This is a genomic window from Achromobacter sp. GW823-FHT04E03, from assembly GCF_058796095.1.
In genome coordinates this window covers 1,848,035-1,861,969 of sequence record NZ_JBXAIJ010000001.1, presented here as the reverse complement: position 1 = coordinate 1,861,969, position 13,935 = coordinate 1,848,035, and the positions used below count along the sequence as shown (strand labels likewise).

At 66.9% G+C, this 13,935-nt stretch carries 9 protein-coding genes; 7 read left to right on the top strand and 2 right to left on the bottom strand.

The window, feature by feature from the left end:
* Positions 1 to 18: 18 nt before the first annotated feature.
* The 6 genes from acpS (at position 19) to AC1RHV_RS08720 (ending at position 6,724) form a co-directional block, all read left to right on the top strand.
* Positions 19 to 450: a holo-ACP synthase gene (acpS, locus tag AC1RHV_RS08745; protein WP_054452884.1), complete on the top strand. Its 432-nt coding sequence runs from the start codon at positions 19 to 21 to the stop codon at positions 448 to 450.
* Positions 451 to 507: 57 nt separating this feature from the next.
* Positions 508 to 1,566, top strand: a complete 1,059-nt coding sequence (gene nagZ / locus AC1RHV_RS08740; RefSeq protein ID WP_492300460.1) for a beta-N-acetylhexosaminidase — start codon at positions 508 to 510, stop codon at positions 1,564 to 1,566.
* Entirely contained in the window at positions 1,529 to 3,355 is a 1,827-nt protein-coding gene (gene uvrC / locus AC1RHV_RS08735) for an excinuclease ABC subunit UvrC (RefSeq protein WP_054452880.1), read from the top strand. The genes nagZ and uvrC overlap by 38 nt, the downstream gene beginning before the upstream one ends.
* Positions 3,356 to 3,532: 177 nt before the next feature.
* A complete protein-coding gene (pgsA, locus tag AC1RHV_RS08730; RefSeq protein ID WP_119449989.1) occupies positions 3,533 to 4,105 on the top strand; it encodes a CDP-diacylglycerol--glycerol-3-phosphate 3-phosphatidyltransferase in 573 nt (190 codons plus the stop codon).
* Positions 4,106 to 4,306: 201 nt separating this feature from the next.
* Positions 4,307 to 5,611, top strand: a complete 1,305-nt coding sequence (locus tag AC1RHV_RS08725) for an MFS transporter (protein WP_175181793.1) — start codon at positions 4,307 to 4,309, stop codon at positions 5,609 to 5,611.
* Between the two features lie 111 nt (positions 5,612 to 5,722).
* Positions 5,723 to 6,724: a cytochrome-c peroxidase gene (locus tag AC1RHV_RS08720; RefSeq protein WP_054452876.1), complete on the top strand. Its 1,002-nt coding sequence runs from the start codon at positions 5,723 to 5,725 to the stop codon at positions 6,722 to 6,724.
* A 15-nt stretch (positions 6,725 to 6,739) separates the two neighbouring features.
* Here the strand turns inward: AC1RHV_RS08720 and queF are convergent, their stop codons facing one another.
* Positions 6,740 to 7,564, bottom strand: coding sequence for an NADPH-dependent 7-cyano-7-deazaguanine reductase QueF (queF, locus tag AC1RHV_RS08715; protein ID WP_054452874.1), 825 nt, complete (start codon positions 7,562 to 7,564; stop codon positions 6,740 to 6,742).
* Positions 7,565 to 7,888: 324 nt separating this feature from the next.
* Here queF and aceA point away from each other — a divergent pair, with 324 nt between their 5' ends.
* Positions 7,889 to 9,208 (top strand): isocitrate lyase, encoded by a 1,320-nt coding sequence (gene aceA, locus AC1RHV_RS08710; protein ID WP_042794353.1) that lies wholly within the window; start codon positions 7,889 to 7,891, stop codon positions 9,206 to 9,208.
* Between the two features lie 74 nt (positions 9,209 to 9,282).
* Here aceA and AC1RHV_RS08705 read toward each other — a convergent pair whose 3' ends face one another.
* Positions 9,283 to 13,932, bottom strand: a complete 4,650-nt coding sequence (locus AC1RHV_RS08705; RefSeq protein ID WP_492300456.1) for a hypothetical protein — start codon at positions 13,930 to 13,932, stop codon at positions 9,283 to 9,285.
* Positions 13,933 to 13,935: the final 3 nt, after the last annotated feature.

Genomic DNA, 13,935 nt, shown 5'->3' with positions numbered 1-13,935 from the left:
GGCCGCGCGCTGATTCCCATGTCTGACGCTTCCCGCCCCGCTGCGCCCGCAGGCGCCATTGCCGGCATCGGCATGGACCTGCTGCGCATCGACCGCATCGAGCGCGCGCTGGCGCGCCACGGCGACCGTTTTGCCGAAAAGATCCTGGGCGTCGAAGAACTGCAGAAGTTCCACGCGCGCCGCGCCCGCGACCCGGTGCGCGGCCTGCGTTTCCTGGCTACGCGCTTCGCGGCCAAGGAGGCGTTTTCCAAGGCCATAGGCCTGGGCATGCGCATGCCCATGACATGGCGGCGCGTGCAGACGCTGAATGCGCCCGGCGGGCGTCCCGTGCTGGTGATCGCGCCCGAACTGCTGCAATGGTACGAGCAGCGCTTTGGTGCGGCCCACGTTTCCATTACCGACGAATCCGACATGGCCGCCGCTTACGTGGTGGTCGAACGCAAGCCCTGATCGGCGGACTCGTGTCTGCCGCCGGCTTGCCAGACTTAGACAGAAGGACAGCCTGACATGGCCAAGAAGAAATCCAGGGCGGTCCTGCCGCCCGGCCCCGTGATGGTCGATGTGGCGGGACACTCGCTGACGAAGGCGGAGAAGAAGCGCCTGCGCCATCCGCTGGTGGGCGGCGTGATCCTGTTTGCGCGCAACTTCGAAAGCCGCAAGCAACTGACCGAGCTGACGCGCCAGATCCACAAGGCCCGCAAGGAGCCGCTCTTGATCCTGGTGGACCACGAAGGCGGCCGTGTGCAGCGCTTCCGCGACGACGGCTTCACGGCGCTTCCCGCCATGCGCGACCTGGGCGCGTTGTGGGACCGCGATCCGCTGCAGGCCATGCGCCTTGCGACCGAAGCCGGCTACGTGCTGGCCGCCGAGCTGCGCGCCTGCGGCGTGGACATGAGCTTCACGCCGGTGCTGGACCTGGACTACGGCGTCAGCAAGGTGATCGGCACCCGCGCCTTCCACCAGGACCCGCGCGTGGTCACGATGCTGTCGCGCGCGCTGATCCAGGGCTTGCAGCTGGCGGGCATGTCGGCCTGCGGCAAGCATTTCCCCGGCCATGGTTTCGTGGAGGCGGATTCGCACCACGAGATCCCGGTGGACCCGCGTCCGCTGGACAAGATCCTGCAGGACGATGCCGCGCCGTACGCCTGGCTGGGCGATGCAGTGCTGCCGTCGATGATGCCTGCGCACGTGATCTATCCCAAGGTCGACAAGCACCCGGCCGGCTTCTCCAAGCGCTGGGTGCAGGACATCCTGCGCACCCGCCTGGGCTACGATGGAGTGGTGTTCTCGGACGACCTGACCATGGAAGGGGCCTCGGTCGCGGGCGACATCCTGGACCGCGCCAACGCGGCGCTGGGCGCCGGCTGCGATATGGTGCTGGTGTGCAACCGGCCGGACCTGGCGGACGAATTGCTCGAACGCCTGAAGTTCGAGCACGCGCCCGAGTCCGTGGCGCGCATCCGCCGCCTGATGCCGCGCTTTGACGCGCCGGACTGGGATACCTTGCAGGCTGAAAGCCGTTATCAGAATGCCCGACGACTTCAATCTCAAATCGTTCCTGGCTGACCTGCCGCATCTGCCGGGCGTGTACCGGCATCTGGATGCGGCCGGAGAGGTCATGTATGTCGGCAAGGCGCGCGACCTGAAGAAGCGCGTCTCGTCGTATTTCCAGAAGAACCTGGCCAGCCCCCGCATCGCCCAGATGGTGGCGAAGGTGGCGCGGCTGGAGGTGACGGTGACGCGCTCCGAAGCGGAAGCGCTGATCCTCGAAAACAACCTCATCAAGACCCTGAAGCCGCGCTACAACATCCTGTTCCGCGACGACAAGTCTTATCCCTACCTGCTGATCACCGGCCACGAATGGCCGCGCATTGCCTATTACCGCGGCGCCACCAACAAGCGCGGGCAGTACTTCGGGCCGTTCCCCAATGCCTGGGCCGTGCGCGAGACCATCCAGATCCTGCAGAAGGTATTCCGCCTGCGGACCTGTGAGGACTCGGTCTTCGCCAACCGTTCGCGACCCTGTCTGCTGCATCAGATCGGGCGCTGCTCGGCGCCCTGCGTCGGCGCGATCGAAGCCGCCGACTACGAACGCGACGTGCAGCGCGCCGTGCGCTTCCTCAACGGGGAAGCCAAGGAGGTGATGGGCGAAATCGAAAGCCGGATGCAGCAGGCGGCCAGCGAACTGCGCTTCGAGGAAGCGGCGGCGCTGCGCGACCAGATGGGGTCGCTGGCGCGCGTATTGCACCAGCAGACCATGGAAAACGTCAGCGGCGAGGACACCGACATCATTGCGGTGGCGATCGCGGGCGGCAAGGTCTGCGTCAATCTGGCCATGGTGCGGGGCGGCCGCCATCTGGGCGACAAGCCGTTCTTTCCCACGCATGCCGAAGGCGAGGCCGCGCCGCAGGTGCTGGAAGCCTTCGTGGCCCAGCACTACACCGACAATGCCATGCCGCCGGTGCTGGTCTGTTCGCACGCCTTGCCGGATCCTGACCTGATCGGCCTGTTGGTGGAACAGGCGGGCGGACGCCCGTCGCGGGTGCTGACGCGTCCGCAAGGCGCGCGCCGCGCCTGGCTGGAGCAGGCGGCCAAGAACGCCGAAATGGCCTTGGCCCGCGCCTTGACCGAGTCCGGCGCCCGCGCCGCCCGGACACTGGCGCTGGCCGAGGCGCTGGACCTGGACACGGACGAAGCCGCGCTCGACGCGTTGCGCATCGAATGCTTCGACATCAGCCACACGGCGGGCGAAGCAACCCAGGCGTCCTGCGTGGTGTTCGAACACCACGACATGCAGCCGTCGCTGTACCGCCGCTACAACATCGCCGGCATCACGCCGGGCGACGATTACGCCGCGATGCGCCAGGTACTGAGCCGCCGCTTCGCCAAGGTGGCGGACGGCGAGGCGCCCATGCCCGGCCTGGTGCTGATCGACGGCGGCAAGGGCCAGGTGGAAGTCGCCCGCCAGGTGTTCGTGGAACTGGGCCTGGATATCCAGACGTTGGTAGGCGTGGCCAAGGGGGAAGGGCGCAAGGTCGGCCTGGAGACCCTGGTGTTCGCCGACGCCCGCCCGCCGGTGGCGCTGGGCGGCGAATCCGCCGCGCTGATGCTGATCGCCCAAGTGCGCGACGAGGCGCACCGCTTCGCCATCACCGGCATGCGCGCCCGCCGCGCCAAGGCCCGCAACGTTTCTCGCCTGGAAGAAATCGAAGGCATCGGCGCCCGCCGCCGCCAGCGCCTGCTGGCCCGTTTCGGCGGCTTCTCGGGCGTGGCTTCGGCCAGCATCGAAGACCTGGCCTCGGTCGACGGCATCTCCCAAGACCTGGCGATTCGCATCTATGAAGCCCTGCGGTAGCCGCCATGCATAAATGCCGGCGGTTACTCACCCTCTGCTCGGTTACAGACGCAGCAACCGGCGTAGCGCCAGCCAGGCTGCGCGGATCCGGCTCCGCCGGTCCGCAGCGGCGCCCCCCTGGGGGGGAAGCGCCTCCGGCGCTTCGGGGGGGCGTCTTACTGTTAGCATACGGACACTATGCCAATTAATGTACCCATTATCCTGACATGGCTGCGCATCGCCATGATTCCGCTGGTGGTCGGGCTGTTCTACCTGCCCGAAAGCTGGATGTCGGTCCCTGTGCGCGACACTTTCGCCGCCTGGGCTTTCATTATTGCGGCGCTGACCGACTGGTTCGATGGCTGGCTGGCCCGCCGCTGGAACCAGACCTCGGCGTTCGGGGCCTTCCTGGATCCGGTCGCCGACAAGCTGATGGTCTGCGCGGCCCTGATCGTCCTGCTGGACCTCAGCCGCGTCGACGCCTTTATTTCCCTGATCATCATCGGCCGTGAAATCACGATTTCCGCGCTGCGCGAATGGATGGCCAAGATCGGCGCCAGCGCCAGCGTGGCGGTGCACCGGCTGGGCAAGTTCAAGACGGCCGCGCAAATGGTGGCGATTCCGTGCCTGCTGTACAACCAGCCGATCTACGGCGTCAGCTCGCGCCTGCTGGGCGATGTGCTGATCATCGTGGCGGCGGTGCTGACGGTGTGGTCGATGCTGTATTACCTGCAGCGCGCGTGGCCCGCCATCCGCGAAAAGGCCATGTAGTCCAGAGTCCGTATTTTTGTTTGACAGAGCGGCGGCACGGCTCGCGCAAGGCGGCCGCCGTTACATACCAAGAGCGATCCGCCGGCGTGTCCGGGACGGCGCCTAGAGTCCAACGCCCGGAACATCCGGACGTTGCCGGAGACAACCCGCGCACCGCCGCATCGGCGCCGCGCCACCTGCCGCTGACCGCGGCCGCCTGCAATGAACACCGCTGCGAATACCCTGGCCCTGGACGCCGCCGCCCGCCGGCGCGACTGGAAGATCATTCTGCTGATCGGGGTCGCCCACGCTTCCTCCCACTTCTTCCAACTGGTCCTGCCCTCGCTCTATGTCTCGCTGGGCAACGAGTTCGGCCTGGACTTTGCCCGCCTTGGGCTGCTGGTGTCCACGTTCTATGTGGTTTCCGGCATCGGCCAGGCGTCCTCGGGCTTCGTGGTGGACCGCATCGGCGCGCGGCCGGTGCTGTGGTTCGGGCTGGCGTGCTTCGTGTTGTCCGGCGTGCTGATCGGATCGGCCAACGGCTACGCCATGCTGGTGGCGGCGGCTGTGGTGGGCGGCATCGGCAATTCGGTTTTCCACCCGGCCGACTATTCCATCATCAACCATCGCATTTCCGCGCCGCGCCTGGGACATGCCTTCTCCACGCACGGGCTGACGGGTAATCTGGGCTGGGCGCTTACCCCGGTTTTCATGACCAGCATCACCTTGCTCGCAGACTGGCGCGTAGCGGCCTATAGCGCCGCCGGGCTGGTGGCCTTGGTGCTGTTGTTGACGATTCTGGGTCGCGATCTGATCGGCGGCCCGTCGCCGCTGGAAGGCCACGCGGACGTGGAAGCCGGCAAGGCCGCTCCCAAGCCCGCGGCAAAGCCGCAGGAAAGCGTGCTGACGACGCTGACCACGCTCTTGTCCAAGCCGGCGCTGTGGGGCGCGTTCCTGTTCTTCGCCTGCACCTCCATTGCGCTGTCCTCGGTGCAGAACTACACCATCCCCTTGCTGGGCCAGCTGTACGACCTGTCCAAGGTCGCGGCCAGTTCGGCGCTGTCCGGCTACATGGTGGCTTCGGCCGTCGGCATGGCCGCGGGCGGCTTCCTGGTGTCGGCCAATCCGCGTACCGAACGCACCGTGATGGTGGCCCTGATCCTGGCGGGCCTGACGCTGGTGGTGCTGGCGCTGGGTTTGGTGCCGGCCGTGATGGCCGCACCGGTGGTGGCCCTGGCGGGCTTCTGCTCCGGCGTCGCGGCGCCGTCGCGCGACATGCTGATCCGCCGCGTCACGCCCAAGGGTTCCACCGGCTCGGTCTACGGACTGGTGTACTCCGGCATGGACGTGGGCTCGGCCCTGGGGCCGCTGGCCTTCGGCCTGCTGCTGGACGCCGGGCTGCGGCAGGGTCCCTGGGTGGGCGCGGGCGTCGCATTCGCTGCCGCCGCCTTCCTGGCGCAATGGATCGCGGTGCAGGCGCGGCGTGCGGAACCCGCCGCTGCGGCTTCGGCGGCTGTGCGTTCCTGATCATGGCGGGCCCTGCACGGGCCCGGCGGTTTGACCCGGCGCAAGGTTCGACCCGTTTCCCTCTGATGTAATGACCTTTATGGGATAAAGGTTATTCACAGGAGAAGCGAAATGAGAAGGGCAAGCGCGTTGCTGGCGGCCGGGGTCGCCTTGGGCAGTTGGATGGGTCTGGCCCAGGCGGCTTCGCAGGAACCGATACAGCCGGTGGAGCCGGCGGTCATCAAGGAGCCGGCCAAGGTCGAACTGGGCAAAAAGCTCTTCTTCGATCCGCGCCTGTCCCGGTCCGGCGCGATTTCCTGTAATTCCTGCCACAACCTGGGCATGGGCGGTTCGGACAATCTCAAGGCCTCGATCGGGCACAAGTGGCAGCAGGGCTCGATCAATTCGCCGACGGTGCTCAACTCCAGCCTGAACATCGCCCAGTTCTGGGACGGCCGGGCCAAGGACTTGCGCGAGCAGGCGGGCGGCCCTATCGCCAATCCCATGGAGATGGCGTCCACTCACGAACTAGCGGTGCAGGTGCTGAATTCCATTCCCGGCTACCGGGCGGAATTCAAGCAGGTCTTCGGCAAAGACGACATCACCATCGACGAGGTCACCGGCGCCCTGGCCGCGTTCGAGGAAACGCTGGTGACGCCCAATTCGCGCTTCGACCAGTGGCTGCGCGGCGACCAGAAGGCGCTGACGGTGCGCGAGCTGGCCGGCTACGAACTATTCAAGAACAGCGGCTGCGTGGCCTGCCACAACGGCGTGGCGGTGGGCGGCAATTCGTTCCAGAAGATGGGCCTGGTCACGCCTTACGTCACCGAGAACAAGGCCGAGGGCCGCGCGGCGGTGACGGGCAAGGACGCCGACCGCTTCAACTTCAAGGTGCCGACGCTGCGCAACGTGGCGCTGACCTATCCGTACTTCCATGATGGCGAGGCAGCTACCTTGACGCAGGCCGTGGACGTGATGGGCCGGTTGCAGCTGGGCCGGACCTTCACGCCCGATGAGAACGCGCAGATAGTGGCGTTCCTGAAGACCCTGACGGGCGATCAGCCGGCGATCCAGTACCCGGTGTTGCCGCCGTCGGCGGACGATACGCCGCGGCCTGAGCCTTTTGTGAAGTAACGCGGTTTCCGGCGCCTACTGGCGGACGGTACGCACGTCCGCCGGCGGCCCGGCTTCGAAATTGCTGCGCCAGGGGTTGATGTCCAGCCCGCCGCGGCGCGTATAGCGCGCGTAGACCGTCAGTTGCTCCGGCCGGCAGGCCTGCATGATGTCGCTGAAGATGCGTTCCACGCAATGCTCGTGGAATTCCGCATGCTGGCGGAACGAGATCACGTAGCGCAGCAGCGACTCGCGGTCTATGGGCGCGCCACGGTAGCGGATCTGCACGCTGGCCCAGTCGGGCTGGCCCGTGACGGGGCAGTTCGATTTCAACAGGCGCGACGCCAGCGTTTCCTCGACCACGTCGCCCGCGCGGGTGCGCAGCACTTCGGGGGCGGGCTCGTAGGTATCGATTTCGATATCCAGCTTGTCTATATAGACGCCATCCATTTCGCCCATCTGCAATTCGGAGAAGCGCTGCGGCAGGAAGAAATCCAGCCCCACCGGCGCGCCGGCGGCGGCGCTCAGGTCGCGCTCCAGGCGACCGCGCAGGGCGGCCGAATTGACCAGGCGGGTCTGGTTGAACGAGTTCAGATAGAGCTTGAAGGACTTGGACTCGATGATGTTGGGGCTGTCGGCCGGCACCGAGAAGGTGGCCATGGCCACGCGCGGCTTGCCCTTGGCATCCAGCCAGGACAGCTCATAGGCATTCCACAGGTCCACGCCGGTAAAGGGCAGCTTGCCGGCTTCCAGGTTCAGCGCCGCGCGATTGTGCGAACGCGCGATGGGGAAGAGCAGGGAGGGGTCGTATTGCGAGGCGTAGGCCACGCTCTGGCCCAGCGGGCCGTGGGACAGCGTCATAGCGGAGTCATCGGAAACTTGAAGAATGAACGCATTGTAGGCGGTCGAAAAAAAGGCCGATTTTCCACATTGTGAAATGCAACCTTCGTCATGTGAAAGCCACTGCTGCGCAGCAGCGGGAGCCCATTTCACAGATGATAATTGCGTTCCGCAATACGAAATCAAGTTTGTAATTTATTGATTTATAAGAATAATATTTTTCGTCTTCTATAAGACATCAGTCCACATTGCTCCGCAGCAGAGGCATAGACTTTGTTCAACGATTCACGCAACGCAGGACGCGAATCTTTTGAAGTCTTCCCATCACTGACCAGGAGCATCAACATGAGCAACCGCGAAACCGAAATCCGCAATCTGCAGAAGGACTGGGCTGAAAACGCCCGTTGGCAAGGCATCAAGCGCGACTACAGCGCCGAGGACGTCATCCGCCTGCGCGGCTCCATCGGCGTGGAACACACGCTGGCGCGCCGCGGCGCCACCCGTCTGTGGGAATTGCTGCATAGCGAGCCTTTCGTGAATTCGCTGGGCGCCCTGACCGGCAACCAGGCCATGCAGCAGGTCAAGGCCGGCTTGAAGGCGATCTACCTGTCCGGCTGGCAAGTTGCCGGCGACGCCAACCTGGCCGGCGAGATGTATCCCGACCAGTCGCTGTACCCCGCCAATTCGGTGCCGCAAGTGGTCCGCCGCATCAACAATTCGCTGACCCGCTGCGACCAGATCCAGTGGATGGAAGGCAAGAATCCGGGCGACGAAGGCTACATCGATTTCTTCGCCCCGATCGTGGCGGACGCCGAAGCCGGCTTCGGCGGCGTGCTGAATGCGTTCGAACTGATGAAGGCGATGATCGAGGCCGGTGCTTCGGGCGTGCACTTCGAAGACCAGCTGGCTTCGGTCAAGAAGTGCGGCCACATGGGCGGCAAGGTGCTGGTCCCGACCCGCGAGGCCGTCGCCAAGCTGGTGTCGGCGCGCCTGGCGGCCGACACGATGGGCACGCCCACCGTGCTGCTGGCCCGCACCGACGCTGACGCGGCCGACCTGGTGACCAGCGACGTCGACGAGAACGACCGTCCCTTCATCACCGGCGAGCGCACCGTCGAAGGCTTCTTCCGCACCAAGGCCGGCATCGACCAGGCCATCTCGCGCGGCCTGGCCTATGCGCCGTACGCCGACCTGATCTGGTGCGAAACGTCCACGCCCAACCTGGAATACGCCCGCAAGTTCGCCGAGGCCATCCATCGCCAGTTCCCGGGCAAGCTGCTGGCCTACAACTGCTCGCCCTCGTTCAACTGGAAGAAGAACCTGGACGACGGCACCATCGCCAAGTTCCAGCGCGAGCTGGGCGCCATGGGCTACAAGTTCCAGTTCATCACGCTGGCCGGCTTCCACGCGCTGAACTACGGCATGTTCGAACTGGCCCACGGCTACGCCCGCCGCCAGATGAGCGCCTTCGTCGAACTGCAGCAGAAGGAGTTCGCCGCCGCTGAAATGGGCTTCACCGCCGTGAAGCACCAGCGCGAGGTCGGCACCGGCTACTTCGACGCCGTGACGCAGACCATCGAAGGCGGCCAGTCCTCGACCACCGCGCTGACCGGTTCGACGGAGGAAGCGCAGTTCGAACACGGCAAGGAACAGAAGGCCGCGTAAGCATCGCAGGAGAGTTATGCAGTTGTAGTTGCTGTTGTAGGGTGGATTCGGGTGCCTTCGGGCACCCTTTTTTTTTAGAGCCCGAAGAACGCCGAATACACCAGCCTTTCCTCCACCACGCGACGCTGCTGGATGGCGCCGGCGCGCCGTTCGGGCACGGCGTTGTCGGTGTAATAGCGTTCATACTCGCGCACCGCGATGCGCGCGGGCTTGCCGCCGCGGTCGGGCAGCGTGACGCTGGCGGACCAGATGACCGGGTCCAGCAGTTCGCCCAGCAGAGGCCCCTCCAGCACCGGCGGAAAACGCACCACCGGGCCGACCGCCACGTTGCCCAGGCGCGATAGATCGGCCAGCGTCGCGGGCGTGGCGGTTTCCAGGATGGGCAGTTCGCGCATGCGGTCTATGAGTATGGGGCCAGGTATCGGGCCGGGCGGCTGGGGCGCCGGCCCGGACGGGTCCAGCAGGCCCGACGCCAGCACGGCGGCGTCGCTCCAGGCCAGGTCGCTGTCCAGCGCCGGGTCGCGCGTCTGCAGCACCAGCTCTACGCGGTTGCGGCCGCTTTCGGCGGTCTGGCCTATGCCAGGGATGAAGGAGATGTTCAGGTACTCGGAGTCCAGCGGGAACTTCATGGGTCCATGCTTGGGCACCACGCCGCGCAGGCTGAACGCCAGCCGGCCGCGTTTGACCTCGAACACCGCGCGGCGGCGCGGCAGCACCTGGGAGAACTCGGCCTGCACCACCCGCGACAGCTTGGCCGAACCGATGGCGTTGGGCTGATAGCGCGCCAGCGCCAGGCGCACGAAGGGCATGTAGGTCCGGCCGGGATCGAGCTCGATGTCGCAATACCAGCGCGCGCGTTCCTCGCTCCAGCGCACGCGGTGTCCGACCACGTGGACCAGCTGGGCCGGGATTTCCTGCAGATAGACCTGCTCGTCGGTGACGCGCGCCGAGAAGTCCGACACGCGCGCCTTGTGCTTGGGCGGGGGCGTCTCCCAGAGCGGATCCATGCCCCATTGCGTCACCAACGGCGTCAGCGGGTTGGTGATGTCGGTGAAGTTCTGGCCGTCGCCCGCGATCACCACGCCCAGCAGCTCGCCGTCGCCGGAGGAGAACCAGGGCCGCTCCAGCCAGACCCGCAGGCCGTTGCCGAGTCGCGTCACGTCCAGCTTGCCGTTGCTCGCCGTTTCCTCCCAGCGGAAGGTCGGCACGACGTAGGTCAGGACGGGGGCGTCCGGCGGCGCGCTGGCGCGCACGATGGTGTTCTGCGCCGTGCCGTCGCGCCTGAGCACCGGAGCGCCCGGGTCATCGTTCGCGCCTGTTTCCACCAGCGGGCCGTCGGCAACGGGCCCCAGCCGCGTGACCTTGTCCGTCTGCGCGTACAGCGAGGGCGGCAGGTATTCGCGGAACCGCGTGGCCGCGCGCAGGCGGTAGCGGATGAGGCGAAAGCGGGTGTCGCCGAATTCATGGCGGTCGCCGCGCGCGCGCAGCTTGCCGTCCGCGTTCAGTTGTTCCTTCACCGCATTGCTCAGGGTGAAGAGGTTTGCGTAGTTCTCGGACAAGGGAACCTCCGCCAGCACGCCATGGCCGGCCTGGCGTTCCGGACGCGGCTTCTGCAGGTCATCCACCCATTCGTGCCAGTCGGCCTCGATCTCGACCTTGCCGGTGGTGGGGCCGTGCAACCGCACGCGGGCATACAGGTTTGCATGGGCATCGCCAGGTCCGCGCTGCGGTTCCTCGGCCATCAGCAGCAGGGGCTCGCAGATCGGCTGCTGGGTCGCATGGACCAGCACCAGCGAGCGGTACGGCGTGACCATCCAGCAGCCGCCCAGCACGGACGACAGGCGCAGCGTCGCGCGCTCGCCTTCGTTGCTCGCCCAGGCGGGGATGCCGAAGGTGTTGGCCAGGCCGGGATTCACAAAACTGGAATAGCGCAAGCGGGCAATGCGCCCTTTGGGCAGGTAGAAGGTCAGGACCCGCTTGGCCTCGTCCCAGCTTGGGAGTCCGTCGTCGAGGAAATCCTCCGAGCAGGGCGGGTCGGCCAGGGTGGCGCGGCGCTCTTCCAGCACGATGCGCAAGCCCAGCGTGTCCGGCCATTTGGACGCATGCGCCACCAGCAGCACAAGTTCTTGCGCGGGCGTTAGCGCGATCACCGCGCTGGGTCCCAGCACCTTCGGTCCCGTGACGCCAGGCAAGGCATGGCCGGGCTGGGCGCGCAGCGCGATGCCGCCCGCAGCGGGGTCCGGCAAATAGGGCGTGAGCACCTGGGCTTCGCGGTGGATGACATATTGCCCGGCGGCCAGGCGCTCGCCGGTGGGGTGCTCGGGCGAGGGCTCTTTCGGCGGCACCTGTGCGGTGGTGGCGACCTGGTCCAACGCCTGCGGCGTCACGAGTTCTATGTCCGTGCCTGGCCCCTGGTCGTAGAGCGTGCCCGCGTCGCGGGCTGCGATTTCATAGGCCTGCTTGATGTTGGCGGGGTTGCCCATCATGCCGTCGAACAGGCCATGTGTTTCGCATTGCAGCTGCGAGGCCTTGGGCGGCACCACGTGGCGTTCATTGATGGCGGTATACGCGTAGTCCTTGGATGCGTCCTCCTGGCGTGCAGCCTTGAAATCGGGGCTGTCGAGGTAGGCCGCCGGGTCCATGCCGGTATTGCTGCGGATCACCATGCGTTCCAGCGACTCGCCTTCGCTCAGGCGGGCGCGCTGCACCAGCGCGGGCGGATCCACCGGTTCGAAGCGCCAGTAGACGACCGGCTGGGTGGCGTTGTCGTCGCGCTCAAGCGATGGATCGTCATGCGCCAGGCTGTTGCCGGCCAGGTCCACCAGGCGCGCGCGGAAGCGGTAGGGCATGCCGAAGCGCAGGCGCGGCAGGCTGCCCTTGGCCGCCGCGAAGCTGACCGCCAGGCCGTTGCCTTTTTCCGTGGCCGTGTCCTGCACGTCTTCCGGCGTTTCGCCCTGCACGCCGCTGTCCGGATCCACGCGGTCGCGCAGGGTGCGTCCCGGACGCGGCGCCACCAGGCTCCAGCCAGTCCAGCGGAACAGGGATTCATGCAGGTATTGGTCGTCCGGATTCTCACCGCCGCTGGTGGAGGCGCCTTTCACATAGCCCTCGTCATCAGGAAATTGCAGCGGCGCGCCGCCGTCCGTGCAGCGGTAGGTGCCGGCGCGCTGGCACAACGAGCGCCATTTCGGGGAATCGCCTGGAGCCTGCGCTTGCGCATCCACGCGATAGCCGCGCAGCAGATCCTCGGCATAGAGCACGATGCTGCCCGGCGCGCCCGACAGGGCGGCATTCTTCAGGGCCGCGGCCGCCGCGTTCTGCGCCACTTCCCAGGCGCGGCCGCGCCGCGCCACGCCCAGGCCGCCCGAGCGCAGCGCGGCCACGCCCTGTTTGTCGCCGGTGGTGTAGGTCACCGCGCCGTCGGCGCCCAGCGCCAGGCTCCTGGCGATCAGATTTTGTGCGCTGAGCACGAAGTCCACGGTCTTGAGCGCCGCGCCGTCGGCGTCGACCTGGTAGACGTCGAACGGCGTGCGGGGTTCGTACAGGTTCCAGCTGTCGTCGGCGCGGCGCAGCTTCAGCATGCCGCGCTCATGGTCGGCGGGGTTTCGCGGACGCGTGGTGAAGCGTTCCGCGTCGCCCGTCCAAGCGGTGGCAGGGCAGGCGTCATCGCCGGCGTCGTGTCCGTCCTCCCACCGCAGGGTCAGGAAGAAATAGCCCTGCGCGGCGGGCGCCGCCGCCAACTGCTGCTCCAAGGCCGAGCCCGCCGGGACCAGGCAATCAATGACCAGTCCGAGCTGGCGCAGCAGCGCCGGGTAATCGCCGTAGGACGCCACGATGGCGTGGAAATCCATTTCCGGCTGGACGGGCGGCGCGGGTACGTTCTCGCCGTCCGGCCGCCGGATGCTGCGTTGTTGCGCCGTGGGCGGATCGCGGCGATAGAAGCGGTTGGCCTGGAACAGGGTGTACTCGGCCTGTGAGTTCCATAGCTTCATCAGGTTCTGGTCGGGGCCGGCGAGCCCGCCGTCGTTCCAGCGGGTGGGTAGGGCGCGCAGCGGAAAGCTCACCCCGGGCTGGGGATTGCCTTCGGCGTTCACGCCCGGCGCGGCGGCGTGGCCTTCGTAGACGCTGTGCGGGCCGTAGACCTGCGAGCGCAGCACGCGCTCGGCGCCGTCGCCGCCGTCGTCGAAGAAGCGGTCGAAGCCAGGCAGCGGCATTTCGACGCGCCGGTCGCCCAGCGAGATGAAGGTCGTGCGCGTGCCGCAGTCGCCCAGCATGTCCTTTAGGCCCGGATGCGCGTCGCGCCAGGGCAGCAGGGTGGGCGGCGTGCCGGTGGCCTGCACCGCCAGCCTGCCGTAGTGCTTGCGCGCCAGGCCCAGCACACCCGACACCGAATACGAGAACAGGTTGACCTTGCTCATGTCGCGGAACACGAAGCCGGCGACCGGCGTGGTCTTGGGCAGCAGCCGTTCCCAGAGCGCCGCGTCGGCCTGCGCCTGCGGCTCCAGTTCGATCTCCGCCGCGCCGGTGTTCAGCGCAAAGCGCACGCGCTCCAGCGTGCGCGGCCAGTTGACCCAGTCGGCGAACGCGTGCAACTGCTGCTCGTTGACGGCCTGCGGCGTCAGGCGCGGCGAGGCCACGATGGAGATGCGCAGCCGGCCGGCGTCGGGGCCGGCGGGCACGCGGCCGTTGGGGATCGCGGTCCAGACTATCGTTTGCTTGGCCATGGA